The following is a 19,560-nucleotide window of genomic DNA, read 5'->3' on the forward strand; positions in this document are numbered from 1 at the left end:
CCTTCATACCAACGCCGCCGCCCTGACCGCACAGAACTCGGTCGGCGGCACCCCGAAAGCTCTGTCCACTACGATAACCCGCCTGAGCACCGGCTATCGCGTCAATTCCGCGATGTACGACGCCGCCGGTCTGCAGATCGCCACCCGCCTGAGTGCACAGACGGGAGGCATGGCGATCGCCCAGCGCAACACCCAGAACGGAATTTCGATGATGCAGACCGCCGAAGGCGCATTCACCGAGATCACCAACATCGTGCTGCGCATGAAGGACCTGGCGACCGAAGCGTCGAACGGTGCCTCGAACGCCAGCGACAAGACCGCGATGAAGGCGGAATACGACCAGCTGGGCCTGGAGCTGACCAACATCATGACCAACACCAAGTTCGGCGGTCAGGCCCTGCTGACCGGCGGCACGCTGGCCACCGCCGGCGGCGTGACCTTCCAGATCGGTGCCGACGCCGCGGAAACCATGGTGGTCGACACCTCGGCCAACTTCACGACGCTGACCACCGCGGTCACCGCACTCAACGCCGGTGACATTTCGACCGCCGCCAACGCCGCGATCACGCTGGCGGAGACGACCATCACCGCCGTCGGCACGCTGCGCTCGCAGATCGGCGCCGCGTCGAACCGACTGGACCACGTCTATAACAACCTGGCCAACATGAAGACCAATACCGAACAGGCCCGCGGTCGCATCATGGATGTAGACTACGCGTCCGAAACCGCCAACATGACCTCGAAGCAGATGCTCATGCAAGCGGGCACCTCCATGCTCAAGCAGAGCTCCAGCATGTCCCAGCTCGTCATGTCGCTGATGCAGTAATGCCGCGACTGCCGACGCTCCGGCGTCCGGCAATTCCCGTTCCGCGTCCGCCCGCCCCGGTCTCACCGGCGCGGGCGTTCGCCGTGGCGCCGGCGACGCACTACCAACCGGAAGGATGATCCATATGAGGAACCGCTGCGAATCCGCGATCTGCGAATCGCATTCGGAAGCGACGATAGACGCGATCTGGCACCTCATCGGCGATGGCCAGCGCTACGCCACGCACGGCGTGTCCGACATCGACTTCGAAATCCTGCACGAAACGGACCGCCCCTTCGTGCGCATCGTGCCGCACGACATCCGCATCGCGCGTGCCGCCTTCGTGGTGGCACTGCAGTTCCTGATCGAGAACGGGCACGACCGCCTGTCGCCCTGCGAGGTGGTGTCCGACGACGATCTGCGGCGCACCGGCCTGCTGTGCCGCGCGACGCGCGACGCCAACGGCGGCGTTCGCTGCATCGACTACATACTGCCCATCCTCGCGCAGCGACGCATCGTGGCGATCGAGGTCGCAGCCTGCCGCACGGCCTGGCTCACTCACGCCTTCCTGTATGCGCGCAGCGGCGGGCTCCGCTGAGCGCACCGCTCAGCCCAGCGTACCGACGACGCTGACGTCGCGCTGCTCCGGCACTTCGTTGTAAGACAGCACCTGCAGCCCCGGCGCGAACAGCCTCGCGTAACGTGCGAGCAGCGGGCGGATCTGCGGCATCACCAGCAGCAGCGGCGTGCCGCCCTGCTGTTTCATCTGGTCGCGCGCCAACGGCATGTGGGTCTGCAGCTGGGCCAGCAGATTGGGGTCGATCGGGTAGTTGTCCAGCGCTGCCTTGCCGGTCTGGCGCGCCTGGTTCAGCGAGCCGAGCAGCATGTTCTCCAGTTCGCTGCCCAGATTGAACACCTTCATTTCGGCCAGCGGCCCGACCAAGGCGCCGACGATCTGCCGGCGCAGCGCGCAGCGGACTTCGGCCGCCAGCAGGATGGGGTCCTTGGTCACCTCGGCGTTCTCGACCAGCGTCGTCGCGATCGGCACGATGTCCTTCAGCGACACGTTCTCGGCCAGCAGCACGCGGAACACGCGCAGCAGCTGGGTGTGCGTCATAGCCTTGTCCAGGGCCGCCGACAGCTTGGGCGTCAGCGCGGACAGCCGCTCCAGCAGCGCAGGCACGTCCTCGTGGCCAAACAGTTCGGCCAGGTGTTCGCGCGCCAGCTTGGACAGGTGGGTGGTAATGACCGACGCGCACTCGACCACCTGATAGCCGAGGCCAAGCGCATGCGCCTTGTCCTCCGGGGCAATCCACGTAACCGGCATGCCATAGGCCGGTTCGATGCCCGGAATGCCGTCCAGCGTGCCGTAAGTTTTCGGCGACGGAATGGCCATCAGCCGGTCGGCGAACACCTCGGCCTGCGCGATCACCGCGCCGCTGAGCAGCACTGAGTACTGGGAAGGCTTCAGCGAAAGATCGTCGCGCACGCCGATCGGCGGCAACAGGAAGCCCATGGTTTCGCTCAGGCTCTGGCGCACGCCCTTGATCCGGCGCGTCAGCGGCGCGCCCTGCGCTGCGTCGATCAGACCGACCAGCTTGTAGCCCAGCATGATGGTGACCGGCTCGACCACCGGCAGATCGCTCCAGTCGAGTTCGGGCGCACGGGCGTTGATCAGTGCGCTCTCGACCTGAACCAGATCGCTCTGCGCCGGTCGCTCGGCCATCCCCGACAGCCGCCAGCCGACAAATCCGAGTACGGCCGCGAACAGCGCAAACATGAGCGTGGGCATGCCTGGAATTGCGGCCAGCACCGCCATCATCGCCGCCGCGCCGTACATGACCGTCGGCGAGGTCAGCAGCTGGGCGCTGATCTGCTGTTCGAAGTCGCCGGAATCGCTGATGCGGGTGACGATGATGGCCGCTGCCGCCGACAGCAGCAGTGCCGGGATCTGCGCCACCAGACCGTCACCGATGGTCAGCAGCGCGTACTGGCGGAAGGCATCGCCAAGGCTCAGGTCGTACATGAGCGCGCCGATGATGACGCCGCCCACCATGTTGATCAGCAGGATGAGGATGCTGGCGATGGCGTCGCCGCGGACGAACTTGGAGGCGCCGTCCATGGCGCCGTAGAAATCCGCCTCCATCGCCACGTCGCGGCGGCGGGCCTGGGCCTTCTCCTGGTTGATCAGGCCGGCGTTCAGATCGGCGTCGATGGCCATCTGCTTGCCCGGCAGCGCGTCCAGCGTGAAGCGGGCGGACACTTCGGAGATGCGCTCGGCACCCTTGGTCACGACGACGAAGTTGATGATCATCAGGATGACGAACACCACCAGACCGACCACGAAGTTGCCGCCGATCACCACGTTGCCGAAGGACTCGATCACCTGGCCGGCGGCGTGCGTGCCTTCGTGACCGTGCAGCAGCACCACCCGCGTCGAGGCGACGTTCAGCGTCAGCCGCATCAGCGTGGTGGCGAGGATGATGGTCGGAAAGACCGAGAAATCGAGCGGCCGCCTGGCCGACACGCTGACCAGGATGACGATCAGCGCGAGCACGATGTTGAACGTGAACAGCACGTCGAGCAGCACCGGCGGCAGCGGCAGGATGACCATCGCCAGTATCAGCAGCAGGAACACCGGTGTGGCGACGCGGTGCCGGCGCATTTCGTCGACCAGGCGGTTCAGGAAGTTCATGCGGGCATCACCTCGCTCAGATGTTTCGGAATGACCAGGTCGGTCGGCAGCCGCGGCTCACCCCGACGCTGCCCGCGGCGAAAGGCCTTGAGCTGCAGAACATAGGTAAGCACCTGCGCCACCGCGCGATACAGCGGCAGCGGAATCTGCTGGTTGACCTGGCTGGTGTTGTAGATGGCGCGCGCAAGCGGCGGCAGTTCGACCGTCTCGACGCTGTGCTCGGTGGCGATGGCGCGGATGTAAAGCGCCATCTCGTCCACACCCTTGGCGATGACGAAGGGCGCCTGCGCGCGGCGCTCGTCGTACTTCAGCGCGACCGCGTAGTGCTCCGGATTGACGATGACCACATCGGCCCCCGGCACCGCCTTGCGCACGCCGCGCCGCGCCATCTGCCGCTGCAGCTGGCGGATGCGCTGTTTCACCTCGGGCCGGCCCTCGCTCGACTTGTGCTCCTCCTTCACCTCCTGCTTGGTCATGCGCAGATTGCGCAGGAAGAAGAAGGCCTGCGCCGGCACATCGACCAGCGCGAACACGACGAACACGGCACACAGCGCCATGATGCTGTCCAGCATCAGGTCGGCGCCGGCAATCAGCGCGCGGTCCAGCGGCAGCGACTGCAGCATCAGGAAATCGGTGACGCCGCGGCTGCAGACGTACCACAGCACGCAGCACAGCGCGGTCGCCTTCAGCACCGAGGTCGCCACCTCGAACAGGTGCTTGGGCGACACCAGCCGACCCAGATTCTTGATCGGGCTCAGGCGTTCCAGCTTGGGCTGCCAGTGCTCGACGTTGAGCACCCAGCCGCCGGGCAGCAGCGATGCAATCAGGATGGCCAGCGGCACCGCGCACAGCGGCAACAGCATCTTCAGCAGCAGCGTGGAGGCAGCCGCGAAGCGCGCCGACCACGCGTTGTCGAGCGCGCCGTCGCCGTCCAGCGGCACGAAGCCGAGTGCGAACAGGTCACGGAAGTCGTCGAGCAGCGACGGCATCATCAGCACGATGAGCTTGAGGCTGACCAGGATGCCGACCGCCGTCGCCAGATCGCGCGAGCGGACGACCTGCCCCTTCTCGCGCGTCTTCCGCAGCTTCTGCTGCGAGGGCTTTTCAGACTTGTCGCCGCTGCTGCCTGATTCGTCAGCCATGCGGCACCGCCCTCATCTGTTGCTGCAGCATGTCGAGCACCTGTCCGCACATGCGAAGGTAGTGCTGCGGCACCACGCGCGCGACGTGGCCCAGCATGAACAGGCCGAACACGGTCACCAGCGAGAAGCCGAGCGAGAACAGGTTCAGCGAAGGCGCCACGCGGTTCAGGAAGCCGAAGCCGATCTGCACCACCATGGTCGCGAACACCATGGGCACTGCGAGCAGCAGCGCCGCCGAGAACACCCAGGCGACATTGAGCGCGATCGCCTGCAGTGTGGACAGCGGGATGCCACCGCCCACCGGCCAGGCACCGAAGCTTGCGCCGATGACGCCGGCCAGCAGCAGATGGCCATCGACGGCGAAGAACACCAGCGCACACATGGTCGCCAGCAGGCTGGACACCACGTCGGACGAGGCACCATTGAGCGGATCGTTCATCAGCGCCATCGACAGGCCGATCTGCGACGACACCAGGAAGCCGAGCACCATGATGACCGCCATCGCCAGGTGAAAGGCCAGCCCCATCACGAAGCCGATCAGCACTTCCTGCACCGTGGTGGCGACGCCGTTCAGCGAGAACGGATCGATCTGCGCGCCGCCTGGCACCAGCGGCAGCATGACGACCGCCAGCACCAGCGACAGCAGGATGCGCACCGGCATCGGCAACGTGGTCTCGCCGATCAGCGGCGCCGCGCTGAACATCGCGAGGATGCGGCAGAACGGCCACCACAGCGTGTGCAGCAAGGGCAGCATCTGGTTGAACAGCGGTTCCACGACGTGCGCGCCCGTTCAGCCGACCAGCGCCGACGCCCGCTGGAACACCGACACGCAGAAGTCCATCAGGTAGCCGGTCATCCAGCGTCCGGCGAAGATGATGGCCAGCAGGGTGACCAGCAGTCGCGGCAGGAAGCTCAGCGTCTGTTCGTTGATCTGCGTGGCCGCCTGGAACAGCGCGACGATCAGGCCCATCACCAGCCCCGGGCCGACCAGCAGCAGCACCAGCACCATGGTGATGTGCAGGCTTTCGCTGACCAGATCAACCGCAATGTCGGGCGTCAGCATCGCATCAGACCTGAATGCTGGTGACCAGCGTGTTGACCGTGAGCGTCCAGCCGTCGACCAGCACGAACAGCAGCAGCTTCAGCGGCAGCGAAATGACCAGCGGCGACAGCATCATCATGCCCATGGCCATCAGCACCGAGGACACGACGAGGTCAATCACCAGGAAGGGAATGAACAGCATGCAGCCGATCTGGAAGGCGGTCTTCAGCTCGCTCAGCACGAAGGCGGCCAGACGCACCAGGAAGGGGTGGTCCATCGGCTGCGCGACCGGCCCGGAGCCGGACAGGCGGGCGATCTGTTCGAGCGCGGCCTTGCCGGTCTGCGCCATCATGAAGCGCGACACCGGCGCCTCGGCGATCTTCAGCGCCTGTTCGAGGCTGATGCTGTCGCGGTCGTAGGGCACGAAGGCTTCAGCCCAGATCTGCTCGCCCACCGGGCGCATCACCAGCAGCGTCAGGATGAGCGCGATGCCGGTGACGATGCGGTTGGGCAGACCCTGCTGCAGGCCCAGCGCCTGCCGCAGCAGCGACAGCACGATGACGAAGCGGGTGAAGCTGGTCATCATCATCACCATGACGGGCAGCAGCCCGAGCAAGGTCATGATGATGAGTATCTGCGTCTTCACCGAGAACTCGGTGGTGGCGCCGCGGGTGGTCGATTCGAGCAGCGGAATCTCGGCCGCGCCGGCCGATGCACAGACGACGACCGCGGCCACGGCCGGCAGCAGCCTGCCGGCGCGGCGCGCCCACGACCCTCCGCAGGACGATCGGTACGTCATTGCGCCAGGCTGTCCAGATCGAGACCGTCGAGGTCGACCACGCGCAGGCCGTGGTTGTCGCCGACCAGCACCACCTCGGCGTGACCGATCGGCGTGCCATTGACCTTGATCACCAGCGGCTGGCCGGCCAGCGAATCCAGTTCGAGCACGCTCGACGGTCCGATTTCCATCAGGTCCTGCAGCGATACGCGCGCGGACCCGACCTCCAGCGTCAGCGTGACCGGTATGCGTCGCATCATCTGCGGCAAGTTCCGTCGCGGTGCAGCCGGTGTGGCCGGCGCTTCGTTGCCGAGCAGCGCAAGGTCGTCGCCTGCCTCGTCCAGTCCGTCCAGCAGCGTGTCGATTCCGGAAGTGTTGTCCATGGCATCAGTCCATATCGTTGAATGAGGTGAGGCAGAGCTTGCCGCGGTGTTCGGCGACAGCTGCCGTAAAGAGGCGCGAATCGTCGACCAGTACGTCGGCTTCGCCGACGAAGACCGGAATGACGTCGCCGACACGCAGGTCGAACAGCTCTCCGAGCTGGATGTCCCTGCTCAGCAGGCGGCCGGTGAGCGTCATCTGCAGTCGGTGGGCAAACGGCGTGTCGGCGCCGGCTGCGTCCTTTTTTTCACGCGGCGGCGCGAGGCCGCGCAGCAGTCTGTCCATGCAGGCGTCGTCGAGTACGAACCACATGCGGCAGTCCTCACCGAGCAGCGGGTCGGCCACCGTGCAACTCAGCGTCCAGGCGCCCGCGGCCGGAGGTGGTGCCGGCGCGATCGAGAAGGCCGGCGTTGCGACGGCGTCGAGCGGCCGGTCGAGGTCGCCGGCTTCGATGCGGGCGGCAACCACGGCGGCCAGTTCCTCGCCCAGGGCGACCGCCACACGTTCCTCGGTCGCGGTCGCGCGACCATTGCCGTCGGCCTGCGCTGGCGCCGCTGCACCGCTACGCCCGATCAGGCCGAAACGGTATCCGAGCAGGGTCAGCACGAGCGGGCGTTCGGCGGCGAACAGGATGCGCCCTGTCTCGCCGCTGTAGGCCGTCCAGCGGATCAGGTCGCCGGCCTGTCCAGTGCGGTCGATGCTGACCGAACGCAGGTCGAAGGCGGCCCGGTAGCGGCGGTTCACGCCACCGCGGAATGCCTCGGCCAGATCCTTGGCCAGCCTGTCGGCGAAGGCATCCAGACGATGGACGGGACGGCCGAGCGCGCTCGCGTCCAGCACCCTGGAGGCGACCCGATCGCCACTCCTGGAATTCGAGTTCATGACAGTTCTGTGTGCGTTGTATTGCGAAAGTCCGGCCGGACAAGGCTGTCAGCGACCACCTGCTGTGCAGGATTACGAACCCTGGAGGCGAAACTTTAGGCGTACGGTTAATTAACTGTATCCGTACGGTTGATTGATCACCGTGGCGGGAAGATATCCCGGAGAACGTGAGGGGACGACGGCAAAGGCGGGACTGCCTGCACACCCGAAGTGTGCAGGCAGCGGACAGCGGGGAGTAGAAGACCGCGAGGGGCGCTCGGGTAAGCGAGGCCCACCCGCGCAAGCGGGACTACGCTCAGTGGTGATCGTGCGACGCGGCAGCGCCGAGCGGGCGCACCGGGGCCTTGACCTCCAGCGTCTCGCGCCGGCCGTCGGCCATCTCCACGGTCAGGCTGAGCGGCACCGTCTGCCCGTCGACCAGCGGCGCGCGCAGATCCATCAGCATCAGGTGGTAGCCGCCGGGCTTGAGTTCGACCGCCTTGCCGGCCGGCAGATCGATCGCCGGGATGGCACGCATGCGCATTACATTGTTGTTCATCGACATTTCGTGGATTTCCGCGACGCCGGCCACGGGCGAGTGGACGCCGACCAGCCGCGCCGCCTTCGGCGCGGTGATCTGCATGAAGGCGCCGGTGGCTTTCTGTTCGGCGACGGTGGCGCGTACCCAGGGATCCTTCACCGTAACGTCGGCCAGGGCGGCGCTGCAGGCGATGGAAAGGAGAGTGGCGGTCAGGATGGATTTCATTTCTGTGCTCCGGAAAGGACTGGGCGATGACGCATGGGGCACCGGCAGAGCGGGCGCCGCGCGTCAGCCGGGAATGCTGCGCAAGGGTCAGGCGGAGGGGCGGTGAGCGCCGGGAGGCGCCCTCGCCTCCGGTCGCATTCCGCGCTCGTCACCGTCGCATTCGCTCGTCGGCGCGAGGCGTTCCCGCCCGGGACGTGAACCGAAGACAGGGGCCGGCGTCGCGCGGACCGGAACGGCACCGCCGGCATGAGTGCCGCACAGCTGGCAATGCGCTCCGGCATGCTGAACCGGGGCCGGCATGCCGTCGTCCGCCGCGCGTGCGCCGGTGCAGATGTCGGCGGCCAGCGCCATCCCTGCGCTGCGCGCAAGCACCTGCGCCAGGGCCGGTACCGCCGGCGACGCGAGCAGCGCCAGCAGAAGCAGGCGCGCAACGATGCGCAAATGCCGCCGTGCGCTCACTCGTAGCGCACCTCGGTCACCTCGATCTCGCGCGGCCCGGCCGGGCTCTGGAAACGCACGGTATCGCCCTCGCGTGCCTTGAGCAGCGCGCGGGCAAGCGGCGATATCCATGAAATGCGGCCGTCGGATGCGTTGGCTTCGTCGACGCCGACGATCTGCACGGTGTGCGGGCCGTCCTCGTCCTCGTAGTCGACGGTGGCGCCAAAGAACACCTGTTCAGGGTTCTGCTGTTCCCTGGGGTCGACCACGGTGGCCGATTCGAGTCGCTTGATCAGGAAGCGGATGCGGCGATCGATTTCGCGCAGACGCTTCTTGCCGTAGATGTAGTCGCCATTCTCGGAGCGGTCGCCGTTGGAGGCGGCCCAGGCGACGGTTTCGACGATGCGCGGGCGCTCGCTGCGCACCAGTTCGTCGAGTTCGGCCCGCAGACGGCCGTAGCCGGCGAGCGTCATGTAGTTCTTGCTGCCCGCTGGCAGCGCGCTGACCGATTCGGGATCGTCCTCTTCGGTGTCGGTTTCCTTGGTGAAGGCCTTGCTCATCGGAATGCGTAGGCTGCGTGCAGATTCTGCGGACACGCATCTTACCGAAGCGGCCGCCTGCGGCGAAACACCGCGGGCGGCCGGTGGTTGCGTCAGTGGTAGATCGCCGGCTGCGTCAGCAGCGCCTCCCACGGCACCATGAAGGCGTCGAACTCTTCCGGCCCGACCTCTTCGTCGTGGTCGACCAGCTCCTTCAGTTCCTCGCGGAAACGGCGTGCTGCGTCGTCGCGGATCAGGGCGCCACGGCCGATGCGCTTGTCGATCACCTCGACGGCTTCCAGACCTGCGTACTCGACCACATAGACCAGCGGATTATTGAACATGATATGCATGATGTTTCTCCTTGGCTGGTGCGGCTGTACAACACGCAACGGCAGAATGCCCGTCGCAGCTTCCTGCACCGCGTCCCTGCAGTGCAGATGGGGCACACCGGCCGCCTTTCAAGTGGACTAACGGCCGGATACTGCTTTGCTGAAGGGCGCTTGCGCCCTCGCGGTGTGACACCTAACATCCGGGCCTGTCCCCGAAACGGAGTAGGCGCCGCCTCCCGGCAGCGCGCCAGGCATGGAAGAACAGGAACTGCGCGCCACGCTGGACGCGCTGCGCGCCGAACACCGTGACCTCGATCAGGCCATCGCCGACCTGCATGACGTGCAGTCGCGCGACGAGCTTCTGCTGCGACGGCTGAAGAAACGAAAACTATTGTTGCGCGACCGTATCGCAACGATAGAACGCCTGCTCGACCCTGACGACATCGCCTAGCGGTCACCGATTCCGGCCGATCAGCCCTGCATGGTTGATGACTGCGCTTCAGTCGCGCAGTTCCACCCGGACCGGCTGATGATCCGATGCATCGGTGTCGGCGTGCACATCGATGCCGATCACGCGGGGCAGCAAGGCCGGCGTCGCCAGAGCGAAATCGCAGCAGTAAGGATGATCGGGCCAGTCGGCACCGTGCAGGCCGACGGTGTGCGCGTGCGGCTCGCCGCCGCGGCAGTGGGTCCACAGATCGATCCAGTCGGCACCCGCTTCGTCCGCCGGCGCAGTCAGCCGCGCGTGTTCCGCACTGTGCGGCTCGCAGTTGAAATCACCGCACAGCAGCGCTGCCGCAGGGCGCGGCGGCGGCAGAAACGCCGGGTTCGTGTCCTTGCTCCGCGGTGGCGCGCGCAGGTGGGCCAGCGCCTCGGCGGACAGCGTGCGCAAAGCCTCCACCTGCGCCATGCGCTGCACCGCCGAGTAGTACTCGAGGTGCGTGTTCAGCACGCGCAGCGGTCCGCCCGGAGAAGCGACGGTCACTTCCGCGACCGCGCGCTGCATGCCGGGTACGCTGTCGTCGGCCGGCCACGGCAGCAGACGGCGCCAGACGGCGAGCACCGGAAGACGCGACAGCGTCAGGTTGCCGAACTGCAGGCGCCGACCGTCATCGCCGAGCCGGTCGCTGCCCGGCGCAAAGAACGCCGAGTAGCCTGGAAACAGCGCAGAGAACTGCGCCACCTGGTCTTCGCCGCACATTCCGGGCAAGGTGTCGAAACCCACCGCCACTTCCTGCAGACAGATCACCTCCGCATCGCCCCAGGCACGCACGATATCGGCGATACGCTCGGTGCTGACGCGGCCGTCGCAACCGCGCGCCCACTGGATGTTCCAGCTGACCAGCTTCATGTTCTCTCCACTGCGGAACACCGGCGCCGCTGGCCGGTCGATTCCGCATCTGATGACGGGATGACCACCATGATACGAAGCCTCCTGCTCGCCGGCGCGCTTGCGTTCGGCTCTGCCCTCGCCCACGCCGAAACCGCGCTGGAAAAGCTGCGCGTGCCGCCCGGATTCACCATAGAGCTGTGGGCGCAGGTCGACAATCCGCGCGCGATGACGCTGGGCGCGCCCGGCCGGCTTTACGTCGGCTCGCGCGCCGGCCATGTCAGCGCAGTCACTTTCGACCCGGCGACGATGAAAGCCGGCAAGGCGGTCAGGATTGCAGACCAGCTGAACATGCCGGTCGGCGTCGCCTGGCGCAAGGGCGACCTTTACGTGTCGTCGCTGGACCGCATCGTCAAACTGCCCGCCATCGACGACAGGCTGGCCACGCCGCCGAAGCCGGTGCTGGTCAGCGACCGTTTTCCGAAGGAAAGCGCCCATGGTTGGAAGTTCATCGCCTTCGGCCCGGACGACAAGCTCTACGTGCCGGTCGGCGCCCCCTGCAATATCTGCGACCGCGACAAGGACGGCTTTGCCAACATCATGCGCATGAACGCGGACGGCAGCGGACTGGAGATCTACGCACGCGGCGTGCGCAACAGCGTCGGCTTCGACTGGCACCCGAAAACCGGCGAGCTGTGGTTCACCGACAACGGCCGCGACTGGATGGGCGACGACACGCCGCCGTGCGAGCTGAACCGCGTCAGCAAGGCCGGCCAGCACTTCGGTTACCCCTACTGTCACGGCGGCAACATCGCCGATCCGGAGTTCGGCAAGGGGCGGTCCTGCGCCGACTACACACCGCCGGTGCTGCGGCTCGGTGCCCACGTGGCGCCGCTGGGCATGCGCTTCTATACCGGATCCCAATTCCCGGACGAGTACCGCGGTGCGGTGTTCATCGCCGAACACGGATCGTGGAACCGCAGTGTGCGCGACGGCTACCGCGTCATGGTGGCGCGGCTCGACGGCGATACGGTCACCAGCTACACACCCTTCGTCGAAGGCTTCCTCGGTCGCAACGATGCGGTATCCGGCCGGCCGGCCGACGTGCTGGTACTGCCCGACGGTTCGCTGCTGGTGTCCGACGACGCCTCCGATGCAATCTACCGCGTGCGCTGGAACGGCACCCGGCACGCGGCACGCTGAAGCAGTCTCTCCCCGCCATTCACGCTTTCCTTGACCAGCGCGATTGACAGCGTGCGCCGGTCGGCGTTGACTGGCATGACAAACGGGGAGACCGCTCATGAACACCGACACCACACTCGAAGACAGCCGCATCGAAAGCTTTGCGGTGATGCCCGCGCCGGGCGACATCAAGGGCGACGCGCCGCTCAGCGAGGCGGCGAAAACGGCCGTGCGGGCCGGCCGCGAGGCGGTGCGCGCCATCCTGGAGCGGACCGACCCGCGCCTGTTCGTCGTGGTCGGGCCCTGCTCGATGCACGACCCGCAGGCCTGCATGGAGTACGCGCACCGGCTGCGCACGCTGTCGGACGAACTATCGCCCTCTTTGCTGCTGGTGATGCGCGTGTATTTCGAGAAGCCGCGCACCGCGGTCGGCTGGAAGGGGTACATCAACGACCCGTTCATGGACGACAGCTTCCAGATCGAGGAAGGCATGCGCCGGGCGCGCCGCTTCCTGCTCGACGTGGCCGAACTGGGCCTGCCGGCCGCCACCGAGGCGCTGGACCCGATCTCGCCGCAGTATCTGGGCGACCTGATCTCATGGACCGCGATCGGAGCCCGCACCTCGGAATCGCAGACGCACCGTGAAATGTCCAGCGGGCTGTCGACGCCGGTCGGCTTCAAGAACGCCACCGACGGCGACCTCGACGCGGCGATCAACGGCATCATTTCCGCCTCGCGCCCGCACAGCTTCCTCGGCATCAATCGCTACGGCCGCTCCAGCATCATCCGCACGCGCGGCAACCCGCACGGCCATATGGTGCTGCGCGGCGGCGCGGGCCGGCCGAACTACGATTCGGTCAGCATCGCGCTGGCCGAACAGGCGCTGATCAAGGCCGGCCTGCCGCCCAATATCGTGGTCGATTGTTCGCACGCCAACTCGTTCAAGAAGCCCGAGATGCAGCCGCTGGTGCTGGCCGACGTGGCGGGGCAGATCCGCGACGGCAACCGCTCCATCGTCGGCGTCATGATCGAAAGTCATCTCGAAGCAGGCAACCAGCCGATTCCAAAGGATCTGTCGCAACTGCGCTACGGCTGTTCGGTCACCGATGGATGCGTGGACTGGGCCACCACCGAACGGATGCTGCGCGAGCTGGCCGCCACTGCAGGCCCGGCACTGATGCGCCGGATGGCTGCCGGCTGAGGCCTGCTCAGGCGGTGTGCCGCAGCGCGCCCTTCAGCAGCGCGCGGATGGTGGCCGGCTCGAAGGGCTTGTCGCAGATGCCCGACACGCCCGCCTGCTCGACCGCAGCCAGCCGCCCCATGTCGGATTCGCTGGTCACCATCAGGATGGGCACCGAAGCCTGCCAGCTTTGCTGGCGCACGTACTCGACCAGCGCCTGTCCGTCCATCTCAGGCATGTTGTAGTCAGTCACGACGAGATCGAACAGGGTCTGGTCCAGCAGCTTCACGGCTTCGCTGCCATCGCTGGCCTCGACGATGTCGCTGAGCCCCATGTTCTGCAGCACGCGGCGCATGAAGCGGCGCGCATTGCCGCTGTCATCGACCAGCAGCACGCGCAGCGATTCGTAGTCGATGTCTTCGTCCGGCGCCGCGTCGTCGGCGAGGAAGTCGAGGGTCGCCGACAGCACCCGCTGCAGCTGCGCACTGGTGAAGGGCTTGGGCAGGATGCCGCAGACGCCGGACTGGCGTACCGCGTCGAGCGCCTGCGGCCGGGTTTCGCTGGATACCAGCACGAAGGCCACCTGCTGCAGTTCGGGCGTATTGCGCATCGCCTGGACCAGTTCGGTGCCGTCACCGTCCGGCAGGTAGAGCGCACTGATCACCAGATCCGGCACCTTGGCGGACATCGCCGCCAGTGCGGAATGCACGCCATCGGCCTCGCGGATCTTCATGATGCCGACCGCCGCCGCGCGCTCGCGGATGATCCGGGTCTGCGTCGAGGAGGGTTCGACCAGCAGCACGTCGAGATTGAACAGGTCAGGCGTCATGGGCGGGGCCCGCAGGATTCGGTCCTGTTCTTGACGGCACCATCGCGCTGCAACATGAGCGGCGCTTCGTGACGCACGCCTCCCGCCGATGCGCTTCGCCACGGCATTTCGACGCGAGGCGCCCGTCCGGCCGCCGCCGCGGCGCCGGAATCGCCGTGCGACAGGCAAAAAAACGGCCCGCGATTGCGGGCCGTTTTCACTGCGTGCTGCGGACGACGATCAGACCGTCACTTCCTTCGCGGTCTCTGCGTACTCTTCGATCTGGTCGAAGTTCATGTACTTGTAGACCTTGTCTGCATCCTTGGTGACGACGCCGATTTCCGCGAGGTATTCCTCGCGGGTCGGGATGCGGCCCAGCTTCGAGCAGATCGCCGACAGTTCGGCCGAGCCGAGGAACACGTTGGTGTTCTTGCCCAGACGGTTCGGGAAGTTGCGGGTCGAGGTCGACATCGCGGTGCTGCCTTCCTTGATCTGCGCCTGATTGCCCATGCACAGCGAGCAGCCCGGCATTTCCATGCGCGCACCGGCGCCACCCAGGGTGGCGTAATAGCCTTCCTTGGTCAGCTCGGACGCGTCCATCTTGGTCGGCGGCGCGATCCACAGACGCACCGGGATGTCCTTCTTGCCTTCCAGCAGCTTGCCGGCGGCGCGGAAGTGGCCGATGTTGGTCATGCAGGAGCCGATGAACACCTCGTCGATCTTGGTGCCGCTGACTTCCGACAGGAACTTCGCATCGTCCGGATCGTTCGGGCAGCAGACGATGGGTTCCTTGATGTCGGCGAGGTCGATTTCGATCACCGCCGCGTACTCGGCGTCCTTGTCGGCTTCCAGCAGCTGCGGATCGGCCAGCCAGGCTTCGACCGACTTGATGCGACGCTCCAGCGTGCGCGCGTCCTGGTAGCCGTTGGCGATCATGTTCTTCATCAGAACGATGTTCGAGCGCAGGTATTCCTGCACCGGCTCCTTGTTCAGCTTGATCGTGCAGCCGGCAGCGGAACGCTCGGCCGACGCGTCCGACAGTTCGAAGGCCTGTTCGACCTTCAGGTCCGGCAGGCCTTCGATTTCGAGGATGCGGCCGGAGAACACGTTCTTCTTGCCCTGCTTGGCCACGGTCAGCAGACCCGCCTTGATCGCGTACAGCGGAATCGCATGCACCAGATCGCGCAGCGTGACACCCGGCTGCATCGTGCCCTTGAAGCGCACCAGCACCGATTCCGGCATGTCCAGCGGCATCACGCCGGTAGCCGCACCGAAGGCGACCAGACCGGAACCGGCCGGGAACGAGATGCCGATCGGGAAGCGGGTGTGCGAGTCGCCGCCGGTGCCGACGGTGTCCGGCAACAGCAGGCGGTTCAGCCAGGAATGGATCACGCCATCACCCGGACGCAGTGCGACACCGCCGCGGTTCGAGATGAAGGTCGGCAGTTCGCGGTGCATCTTCACGTCCACCGGCTTCGGGTAGGCGGCAGTGTGGCAGAAGGACTGCATGACGAGGTCGGCCGAGAAGCCGAGGCAGGCCAGGTCCTTCAGTTCGTCACGGGTCATCGGGCCGGTGGTGTCCTGCGAGCCAACCGTCGTCATCCGCGGTTCGCAGTAGGTGCCCGGGCGGATGCCCTTGCCTTCCGGCAGGCCACAGGCGCGGCCGACCATCTTCTGCGCCAGCGTGTAGCCCTTGCCGGTATCGACCGGCGCCTTCGGCAGGCGGAACAGCGTCGACGCGCCCAGGCCGAGGAAGTCGCGTGCCTTGGCGGTCAGCGAACGGCCGATGATGAGGTTGATGCGGCCGCCGGCGCGCACTTCGTCGAGCAGCACTTCGCTCTTGAGCGCGAATTCAGCCACCGTCTCGCCGTTACGGACGATCTTGCCGTCGTACGGCAGCACGTCGATCACGTCGCCCATTTCCAGCTTCGACACATCGACTTCGATCGGCAGCGAGCCGGAGTCTTCCTGCGTGTTGAAGAAGATGGGGGCGATCTTGCCGCCCAGCGTGACGCCGCCGAAGCGCTTGTTCGGCACAAAGGGGATGTCCTGGCCGGTGGCCCAGATCACCGAGTTGGTGGCCGACTTGCGCGACGAACCGGTGCCGACCACGTCGCCGACATAGGCAACGAGGTGACCTTTCTTCTTCAGATCCTCGATGAACTGCATCGGACCGCGCTTGCCATCTTCCTCCGGCTTGAAGGCCGCATCCGGGCGGGTGTTCTTCAGCATCGCCAGATAGTGCATCGGGATGTCCGGACGGGTGGTCGCGTCCGGCGCCGGCGACAGGTCGTCGGTATTGGTTTCGCCCGGCACCTTGAACACGGTGACGGTGATCGACTTCGGCACTTCCGGACGGCTGGTGAACCACTCGGCGTCGGCCCAGGACTGCACGACTTCCTTGGCCTTGGCATTGCCGGCCTTCGCCTTCTCGGCGACGTCGTGGAAGAAATCGAACATCAGCAGCGTCTTCTTCAGACCGTCGGCGGCGACACCGGCAACTTCAGCGTCGTCCAGCAGGTCGATCAGCGGCTTCACGTTGTAGCCGCCCACCATGGTGCCCAGCAGCTCGGTGGCCTTGGCCTTGGAAATCAGTGCGACCTTGACGTCACCGTGCGCCACGGCGGCCAGGAAGGAGGCCTTCACCTTGGCGGCGTCGTCCACGCCCGGCGGCACGCGATGGGTCAGCAGGTCGAGCAGGAAGGCTTCTTCGCCGGCGGGCGGGTTCTTGATCAGCTCGATCAGTTCAGCAGTCTGCTTCGCATCGAGGGCGAGCGGCGGGATGCCGAGCGCGGCGCGTTCGGCGGCATGGGCACGGTAAGCTTCAAGCACGGTGAGTCCTCCGGTAGACGGGTATACCGCATCATAGAACGACACACCCTTTCGATGGTGCGTCGCACGAAGACGCGGACTGAAAAGCCGCGGCTTGCACCGAAACGGTGTCGAAAAAGTGCTTTCCAATCCGCACCTTGGCGACGACCGCAACCTTGCATGGCGCAGCGCAAAACCCACTGCGCGCGAAGGCGGTTCAAGTCTTATATATGATATCTTTTATTCGATTTCAAGCCAAGCCGCCTGCCGCACTGCAGCGCAGTCGCTTGGCTATACTGCGCGCCCCTGCTCCAGCGCTGCGCTACCCGACTCACGGCACGTCATGACTGCCCCTGCCCTCCCCGACGCCGACCTGCGCGATCTGAACACGCTGCACCTGCCCGCCCGCGCGGCACGGCTGCAGCCTGTGGACGACGCAGCCGATCTGCCGGCGCTGACCGAGGCGCTGCTGCAGCGCTGCGAGCGCATCGTGGTTCTGGGCGGCGGCAGCAACATCGTGTTTGCGGCGGACTTTCCGGGCACCGTGCTGCAGATGCGCACACGCGGCATCGAAGTGCTGGCGCGCGACGGCGACACGGTGCGCATCGCGGTGGCCGCCGGGGAGAACTGGCATGACTGGGTCAGCCACGCGCTCGACCACAACTGGTACGGGCTGGAGAACCTCGCGCTGATTCCGGGCACCGTCGGTGCCGCGCCGGTACAAAACATCGGCGCCTACGGTGTCGAACTGGTGGACTGGCTGGACAGCGTCGAAGCCTGGGACATGCAGGACCGTCGCTGGCTGCAACTGACGGCCGCCGACTGTGCGATGAGCTACCGCGACAGCGTGTTCAAACATCGGCTGGCCGGCCGCGCCATCATCACCCGCGTCGTGTTCCGGCTGAGCATACGGCCCGAGGTGCGGGCAGACTATGCCGACCTGCAGCGCGAGCTCGCGGCGCGCGGAGTTTCTGCACCGACACCCCGCGACGTGTTCGACGCCGTCTGCGCCGTGCGCCGCGCCAAGTTGCCAGACCCGGCGGTGATCGGCAACGCGGGCAGCTTCTTCCGCAATCCGGTGCTGCCCGCCGACGAAGCGACCCGCCTGCTCGTCGCCTACCCGGACGCCCCGCACTACCCTGCGACCGACGGCGCGGTGAAATTCGCCGCTGCCTGGTTCATCGACCGGTGTGGCTGGAAGGGCACACGTCGCGGCGATGCTGGTGTGCATGACAGGCAGGCGCTGGTGCTGGTGAATCACGGCCAGGCGACCGCCGATCAGCTGCTGAAGCTGGCCGCGGACATCCAGGCCAGCGTGCGCGAACGCTTCGGGGTAGACATCGAACCCGAGCCGCTGATCGTCGGCTGAACGTCCTCTCAGGCCGCTGTCGCCAGCAAGCTCGCTTCCACAAGAACCCCGCACGGCGCTCCACCGGGGGGCGTATGCGTCACGCCACCTCCGCCAACCCGTGCCGGCGCCGCGCACGCAGACAGGCCTCCGACCCCGCTTCGAATTCGCGGCACGGGTCGGGCCGCTCGTCGTAGATGAAGCAGCTTACGTTCTCGCCGATGCAGCCGCGCAGCGCACGGCAGCGCGGCGGCGTGTGGTCGGTGCCCCGCATGCGGGCGATCGATCCGTTCAACTCGTCGTACAGGCCCTCGGGCACGCGCCCGCCCTGAGTCTCGCCCTCCGACGGATGGAAATCGACGCGGAAAGTGGCGCAGCAGGCGCCGCATTCGACACAGTTGTAGTCCATGAAGCCTCGTATGGATGTGGATCGCGCACCTCGCACCGACCCCGCGTTCCGACATTGTCCGACAGCGCGCCCAACGACGACAGGGCTCGGCATATGCCGCCCCGGCAGCGCGATCGCGCCGGGGTCGCCGGCACATCCTCGTTGCTCCGGATCCGCCTGGCTTCCTACACGCATTGCGAGGGCGCCTACAGCGGCTACCCTCCCGCCGACATCCGGCCAGGCCGCCAGCGTCGACACTGCAGTCCATGGATGCCGATCCCGGCATCCGCTATCCACGCTATCCATGGAGACTGCAATGACCGTCCTCAAGACTATCGTTGGTGCCGCCTTCGTGATCACGTCCGCCGGCGCGATGGCGGAAGGCGCCTTTCCCACCGAACATATGTCCAACACCGTGTCCGAGGTGCGCGGCGCCGGCGAACCGGCCGCTGAACGGCGCGCCCAGGCAGTTCAGGTGCGGAACGAGGTGACGGCCCGCCCGTCGCCGGTGGCGCCAGCCGCGCCGGCCGACCCGAAGTATCGCAGCGATGAATATCCGCACGACACGGGCTGGATGCGCGCCGCCGAGGCGCAGCGTGCGCGGGGCGGCGACGCCGCACAGGCTGCCGCCGAAATCTCGCAGCGCCCGACGCCGGTCGCCCCGGCTGCGCCGGCGGACCCGAAGTACGTACCGCAACTTCACTGATGCAGCGCTCCGGCGCCGGGCGTGACCC

General features: G+C 66.6%; 22 protein-coding genes. 7 read left to right on the forward strand and 15 right to left on the reverse strand.

Features of this window, described 5'->3' with window-relative positions; all coding sequences use genetic code 11:
- A partial coding sequence (locus tag AC51BJ_RS01660) for a flagellin N-terminal helical domain-containing protein (protein ID WP_496279124.1) occupies positions 1-826 on the forward strand: 826 nt, incomplete at its 5' end.
- Between the two features lie 124 nt (positions 827-950).
- Entirely contained in the window at positions 951-1,403 is a 453-nt protein-coding gene (locus tag AC51BJ_RS01665; RefSeq protein WP_496279125.1) for a hypothetical protein, read from the forward strand.
- 9 nt (positions 1,404-1,412) lie between these two features.
- Here the strand turns inward: AC51BJ_RS01665 and AC51BJ_RS01670 are convergent, their stop codons facing one another.
- From AC51BJ_RS01670 to AC51BJ_RS01720, 11 genes are all read right to left on the reverse strand, one after another.
- Complete coding sequence (locus AC51BJ_RS01670) at positions 1,413-3,500, reverse strand: flagellar biosynthesis protein FlhA (protein WP_496279126.1); 2,088 nt, start codon at positions 3,498-3,500, stop codon at positions 1,413-1,415.
- Positions 3,497-4,642 carry a flagellar type III secretion system protein FlhB gene (flhB, locus tag AC51BJ_RS01675; RefSeq protein ID WP_430433415.1) on the reverse strand — a complete coding sequence of 382 codons (1,146 nt, stop codon included), beginning with the start codon at positions 4,640-4,642 and terminating at the stop codon, positions 3,497-3,499. The genes AC51BJ_RS01670 and flhB overlap by 4 nt, the downstream gene beginning before the upstream one ends.
- Entirely contained in the window at positions 4,635-5,417 is a 783-nt protein-coding gene (fliR, locus tag AC51BJ_RS01680; protein ID WP_425762456.1) for a flagellar biosynthetic protein FliR, read from the reverse strand. Before fliR ends, flhB begins: the two co-directional genes overlap by 8 nt.
- Before the next feature lie 15 nt (positions 5,418-5,432).
- Positions 5,433-5,705, reverse strand: coding sequence for a flagellar biosynthesis protein FliQ (fliQ, locus tag AC51BJ_RS01685; RefSeq protein WP_019918843.1), 273 nt, complete (start codon positions 5,703-5,705; stop codon positions 5,433-5,435).
- A 4-nt stretch (positions 5,706-5,709) separates the two neighbouring features.
- Positions 5,710-6,483: a flagellar type III secretion system pore protein FliP gene (gene fliP, locus AC51BJ_RS01690; protein WP_496279127.1), complete on the reverse strand. Its 774-nt coding sequence runs from the start codon at positions 6,481-6,483 to the stop codon at positions 5,710-5,712.
- On the reverse strand, positions 6,480-6,845 hold the full coding sequence (locus AC51BJ_RS01695; protein ID WP_430433412.1) for a FliM/FliN family flagellar motor switch protein: 366 nt from the start codon (positions 6,843-6,845) through the stop codon (positions 6,480-6,482). Before AC51BJ_RS01695 ends, fliP begins: the two co-directional genes overlap by 4 nt.
- A 4-nt stretch (positions 6,846-6,849) precedes the next feature.
- Positions 6,850-7,725, reverse strand: coding sequence for a FliM/FliN family flagellar motor C-terminal domain-containing protein (locus tag AC51BJ_RS01700; protein WP_430433411.1), 876 nt, complete (start codon positions 7,723-7,725; stop codon positions 6,850-6,852).
- A gap of 295 nt (positions 7,726-8,020) precedes the next feature.
- A complete protein-coding gene (locus AC51BJ_RS01705) occupies positions 8,021-8,470 on the reverse strand; it encodes a copper chaperone PCu(A)C (RefSeq protein WP_496279128.1) in 450 nt (149 codons plus the stop codon).
- Positions 8,471-8,557: 87 nt separating this feature from the next.
- On the reverse strand, positions 8,558-8,929 hold the full coding sequence (locus tag AC51BJ_RS01710) for a DUF2946 family protein (protein WP_430433409.1): 372 nt from the start codon (positions 8,927-8,929) through the stop codon (positions 8,558-8,560).
- The gene (greB, locus tag AC51BJ_RS01715; protein ID WP_496279214.1) at positions 8,926-9,468 is read right to left on the reverse strand and encodes a transcription elongation factor GreB; all 543 of its coding nucleotides are present in this window, start codon (positions 9,466-9,468) and stop codon (positions 8,926-8,928) included. The genes AC51BJ_RS01710 and greB overlap by 4 nt, the downstream gene beginning before the upstream one ends.
- A 92-nt stretch (positions 9,469-9,560) precedes the next feature.
- Entirely contained in the window at positions 9,561-9,800 is a 240-nt protein-coding gene (locus AC51BJ_RS01720) for a DUF3567 family protein (RefSeq protein ID WP_019918850.1), read from the reverse strand.
- 232 nt (positions 9,801-10,032) lie between these two features.
- On the opposite strand from AC51BJ_RS01720, the gene AC51BJ_RS01725 reads away from it, so the two are divergent.
- Positions 10,033-10,230 (forward strand): DUF465 domain-containing protein, encoded by a 198-nt coding sequence (locus AC51BJ_RS01725; RefSeq protein WP_019918851.1) that lies wholly within the window; start codon positions 10,033-10,035, stop codon positions 10,228-10,230.
- 48 nt (positions 10,231-10,278) lie between these two features.
- Here the strand turns inward: AC51BJ_RS01725 and AC51BJ_RS01730 are convergent, their stop codons facing one another.
- On the reverse strand, positions 10,279-11,130 hold the full coding sequence (locus tag AC51BJ_RS01730; RefSeq protein WP_430433407.1) for an endonuclease/exonuclease/phosphatase family protein: 852 nt from the start codon (positions 11,128-11,130) through the stop codon (positions 10,279-10,281).
- Between the two features lie 60 nt (positions 11,131-11,190).
- Here AC51BJ_RS01730 and AC51BJ_RS01735 point away from each other — a divergent pair, with 60 nt between their 5' ends.
- Positions 11,191-12,312, forward strand: coding sequence for a PQQ-dependent sugar dehydrogenase (locus AC51BJ_RS01735; protein WP_496279129.1), 1,122 nt, complete (start codon positions 11,191-11,193; stop codon positions 12,310-12,312).
- A gap of 97 nt (positions 12,313-12,409) precedes the next feature.
- Positions 12,410-13,492, forward strand: a complete 1,083-nt coding sequence (locus tag AC51BJ_RS01740; protein WP_496279130.1) for a 3-deoxy-7-phosphoheptulonate synthase — start codon at positions 12,410-12,412, stop codon at positions 13,490-13,492.
- Positions 13,493-13,499: 7 nt separating this feature from the next.
- Here the strand turns inward: AC51BJ_RS01740 and AC51BJ_RS01745 are convergent, their stop codons facing one another.
- Together AC51BJ_RS01745 and acnB are read right to left on the reverse strand one after the other, a co-directional pair.
- Positions 13,500-14,300, reverse strand: a complete 801-nt coding sequence (locus tag AC51BJ_RS01745) for a response regulator (RefSeq protein WP_496279131.1) — start codon at positions 14,298-14,300, stop codon at positions 13,500-13,502.
- A 219-nt stretch (positions 14,301-14,519) separates the two neighbouring features.
- Positions 14,520-17,111, reverse strand: coding sequence for a bifunctional aconitate hydratase 2/2-methylisocitrate dehydratase (gene acnB / locus AC51BJ_RS01750; RefSeq protein ID WP_496279132.1), 2,592 nt, complete (start codon positions 17,109-17,111; stop codon positions 14,520-14,522).
- Positions 17,112-17,433: 322 nt separating this feature from the next.
- Between acnB and murB the strand changes: the two genes are divergently transcribed.
- Positions 17,434-18,459 (forward strand): UDP-N-acetylmuramate dehydrogenase, encoded by a 1,026-nt coding sequence (murB, locus tag AC51BJ_RS01755; protein ID WP_430433402.1) that lies wholly within the window; start codon positions 17,434-17,436, stop codon positions 18,457-18,459.
- 79 nt (positions 18,460-18,538) lie between these two features.
- Here the strand turns inward: murB and AC51BJ_RS01760 are convergent, their stop codons facing one another.
- The gene (locus AC51BJ_RS01760) at positions 18,539-18,847 is read right to left on the reverse strand and encodes a YkgJ family cysteine cluster protein (protein WP_496279133.1); all 309 of its coding nucleotides are present in this window, start codon (positions 18,845-18,847) and stop codon (positions 18,539-18,541) included.
- A 295-nt stretch (positions 18,848-19,142) separates the two neighbouring features.
- On the opposite strand from AC51BJ_RS01760, the gene AC51BJ_RS01765 reads away from it, so the two are divergent.
- Positions 19,143-19,532 (forward strand): hypothetical protein, encoded by a 390-nt coding sequence (locus AC51BJ_RS01765; RefSeq protein WP_496279134.1) that lies wholly within the window; start codon positions 19,143-19,145, stop codon positions 19,530-19,532.
- The last annotated feature ends 28 nt before the right edge of the window (positions 19,533-19,560 follow it).

The organism is Methyloversatilis sp. S146-33, from assembly GCF_059552495.1.

Coding starts and splice junctions, on each gene's coding strand:
- AC51BJ_RS01665 (WP_496279125.1), top strand. CDS start 951: ATGAGGAACCGCTGCGAATCCGCGATCTGCGAATCGCATTCGGAAGCG.
- AC51BJ_RS01670 (WP_496279126.1), bottom strand. CDS start 3,500: ATGAACTTCCTGAACCGCCTGGTCGACGAAATGCGCCGGCACCGCGTC.
- flhB (WP_430433415.1), bottom strand. CDS start 4,642: ATGGCTGACGAATCAGGCAGCAGCGGCGACAAGTCTGAAAAGCCCTCG.
- fliQ (WP_019918843.1), bottom strand. CDS start 5,705: ATGCTGACGCCCGACATTGCGGTTGATCTGGTCAGCGAAAGCCTGCAC.
- fliP (WP_496279127.1), bottom strand. CDS start 6,483: ATGACGTACCGATCGTCCTGCGGAGGGTCGTGGGCGCGCCGCGCCGGC.
- AC51BJ_RS01695 (WP_430433412.1), bottom strand. CDS start 6,845: ATGGACAACACTTCCGGAATCGACACGCTGCTGGACGGACTGGACGAG.
- AC51BJ_RS01700 (WP_430433411.1), bottom strand. CDS start 7,725: ATGAACTCGAATTCCAGGAGTGGCGATCGGGTCGCCTCCAGGGTGCTG.
- AC51BJ_RS01705 (WP_496279128.1), bottom strand. CDS start 8,470: ATGAAATCCATCCTGACCGCCACTCTCCTTTCCATCGCCTGCAGCGCC.
- greB (WP_496279214.1), bottom strand. CDS start 9,468: ATGAGCAAGGCCTTCACCAAGGAAACCGACACCGAAGAGGACGATCCC.
- AC51BJ_RS01720 (WP_019918850.1), bottom strand. CDS start 9,800: ATGCATATCATGTTCAATAATCCGCTGGTCTATGTGGTCGAGTACGCA.
- AC51BJ_RS01725 (WP_019918851.1), top strand. CDS start 10,033: ATGGAAGAACAGGAACTGCGCGCCACGCTGGACGCGCTGCGCGCCGAA.
- AC51BJ_RS01730 (WP_430433407.1), bottom strand. CDS start 11,130: ATGAAGCTGGTCAGCTGGAACATCCAGTGGGCGCGCGGTTGCGACGGC.
- AC51BJ_RS01735 (WP_496279129.1), top strand. CDS start 11,191: ATGACCACCATGATACGAAGCCTCCTGCTCGCCGGCGCGCTTGCGTTC.
- AC51BJ_RS01740 (WP_496279130.1), top strand. CDS start 12,410: ATGAACACCGACACCACACTCGAAGACAGCCGCATCGAAAGCTTTGCG.
- AC51BJ_RS01745 (WP_496279131.1), bottom strand. CDS start 14,300: ATGACGCCTGACCTGTTCAATCTCGACGTGCTGCTGGTCGAACCCTCC.
- murB (WP_430433402.1), top strand. CDS start 17,434: ATGACTGCCCCTGCCCTCCCCGACGCCGACCTGCGCGATCTGAACACG.
- AC51BJ_RS01760 (WP_496279133.1), bottom strand. CDS start 18,847: ATGGACTACAACTGTGTCGAATGCGGCGCCTGCTGCGCCACTTTCCGC.
- AC51BJ_RS01765 (WP_496279134.1), top strand. CDS start 19,143: ATGACCGTCCTCAAGACTATCGTTGGTGCCGCCTTCGTGATCACGTCC.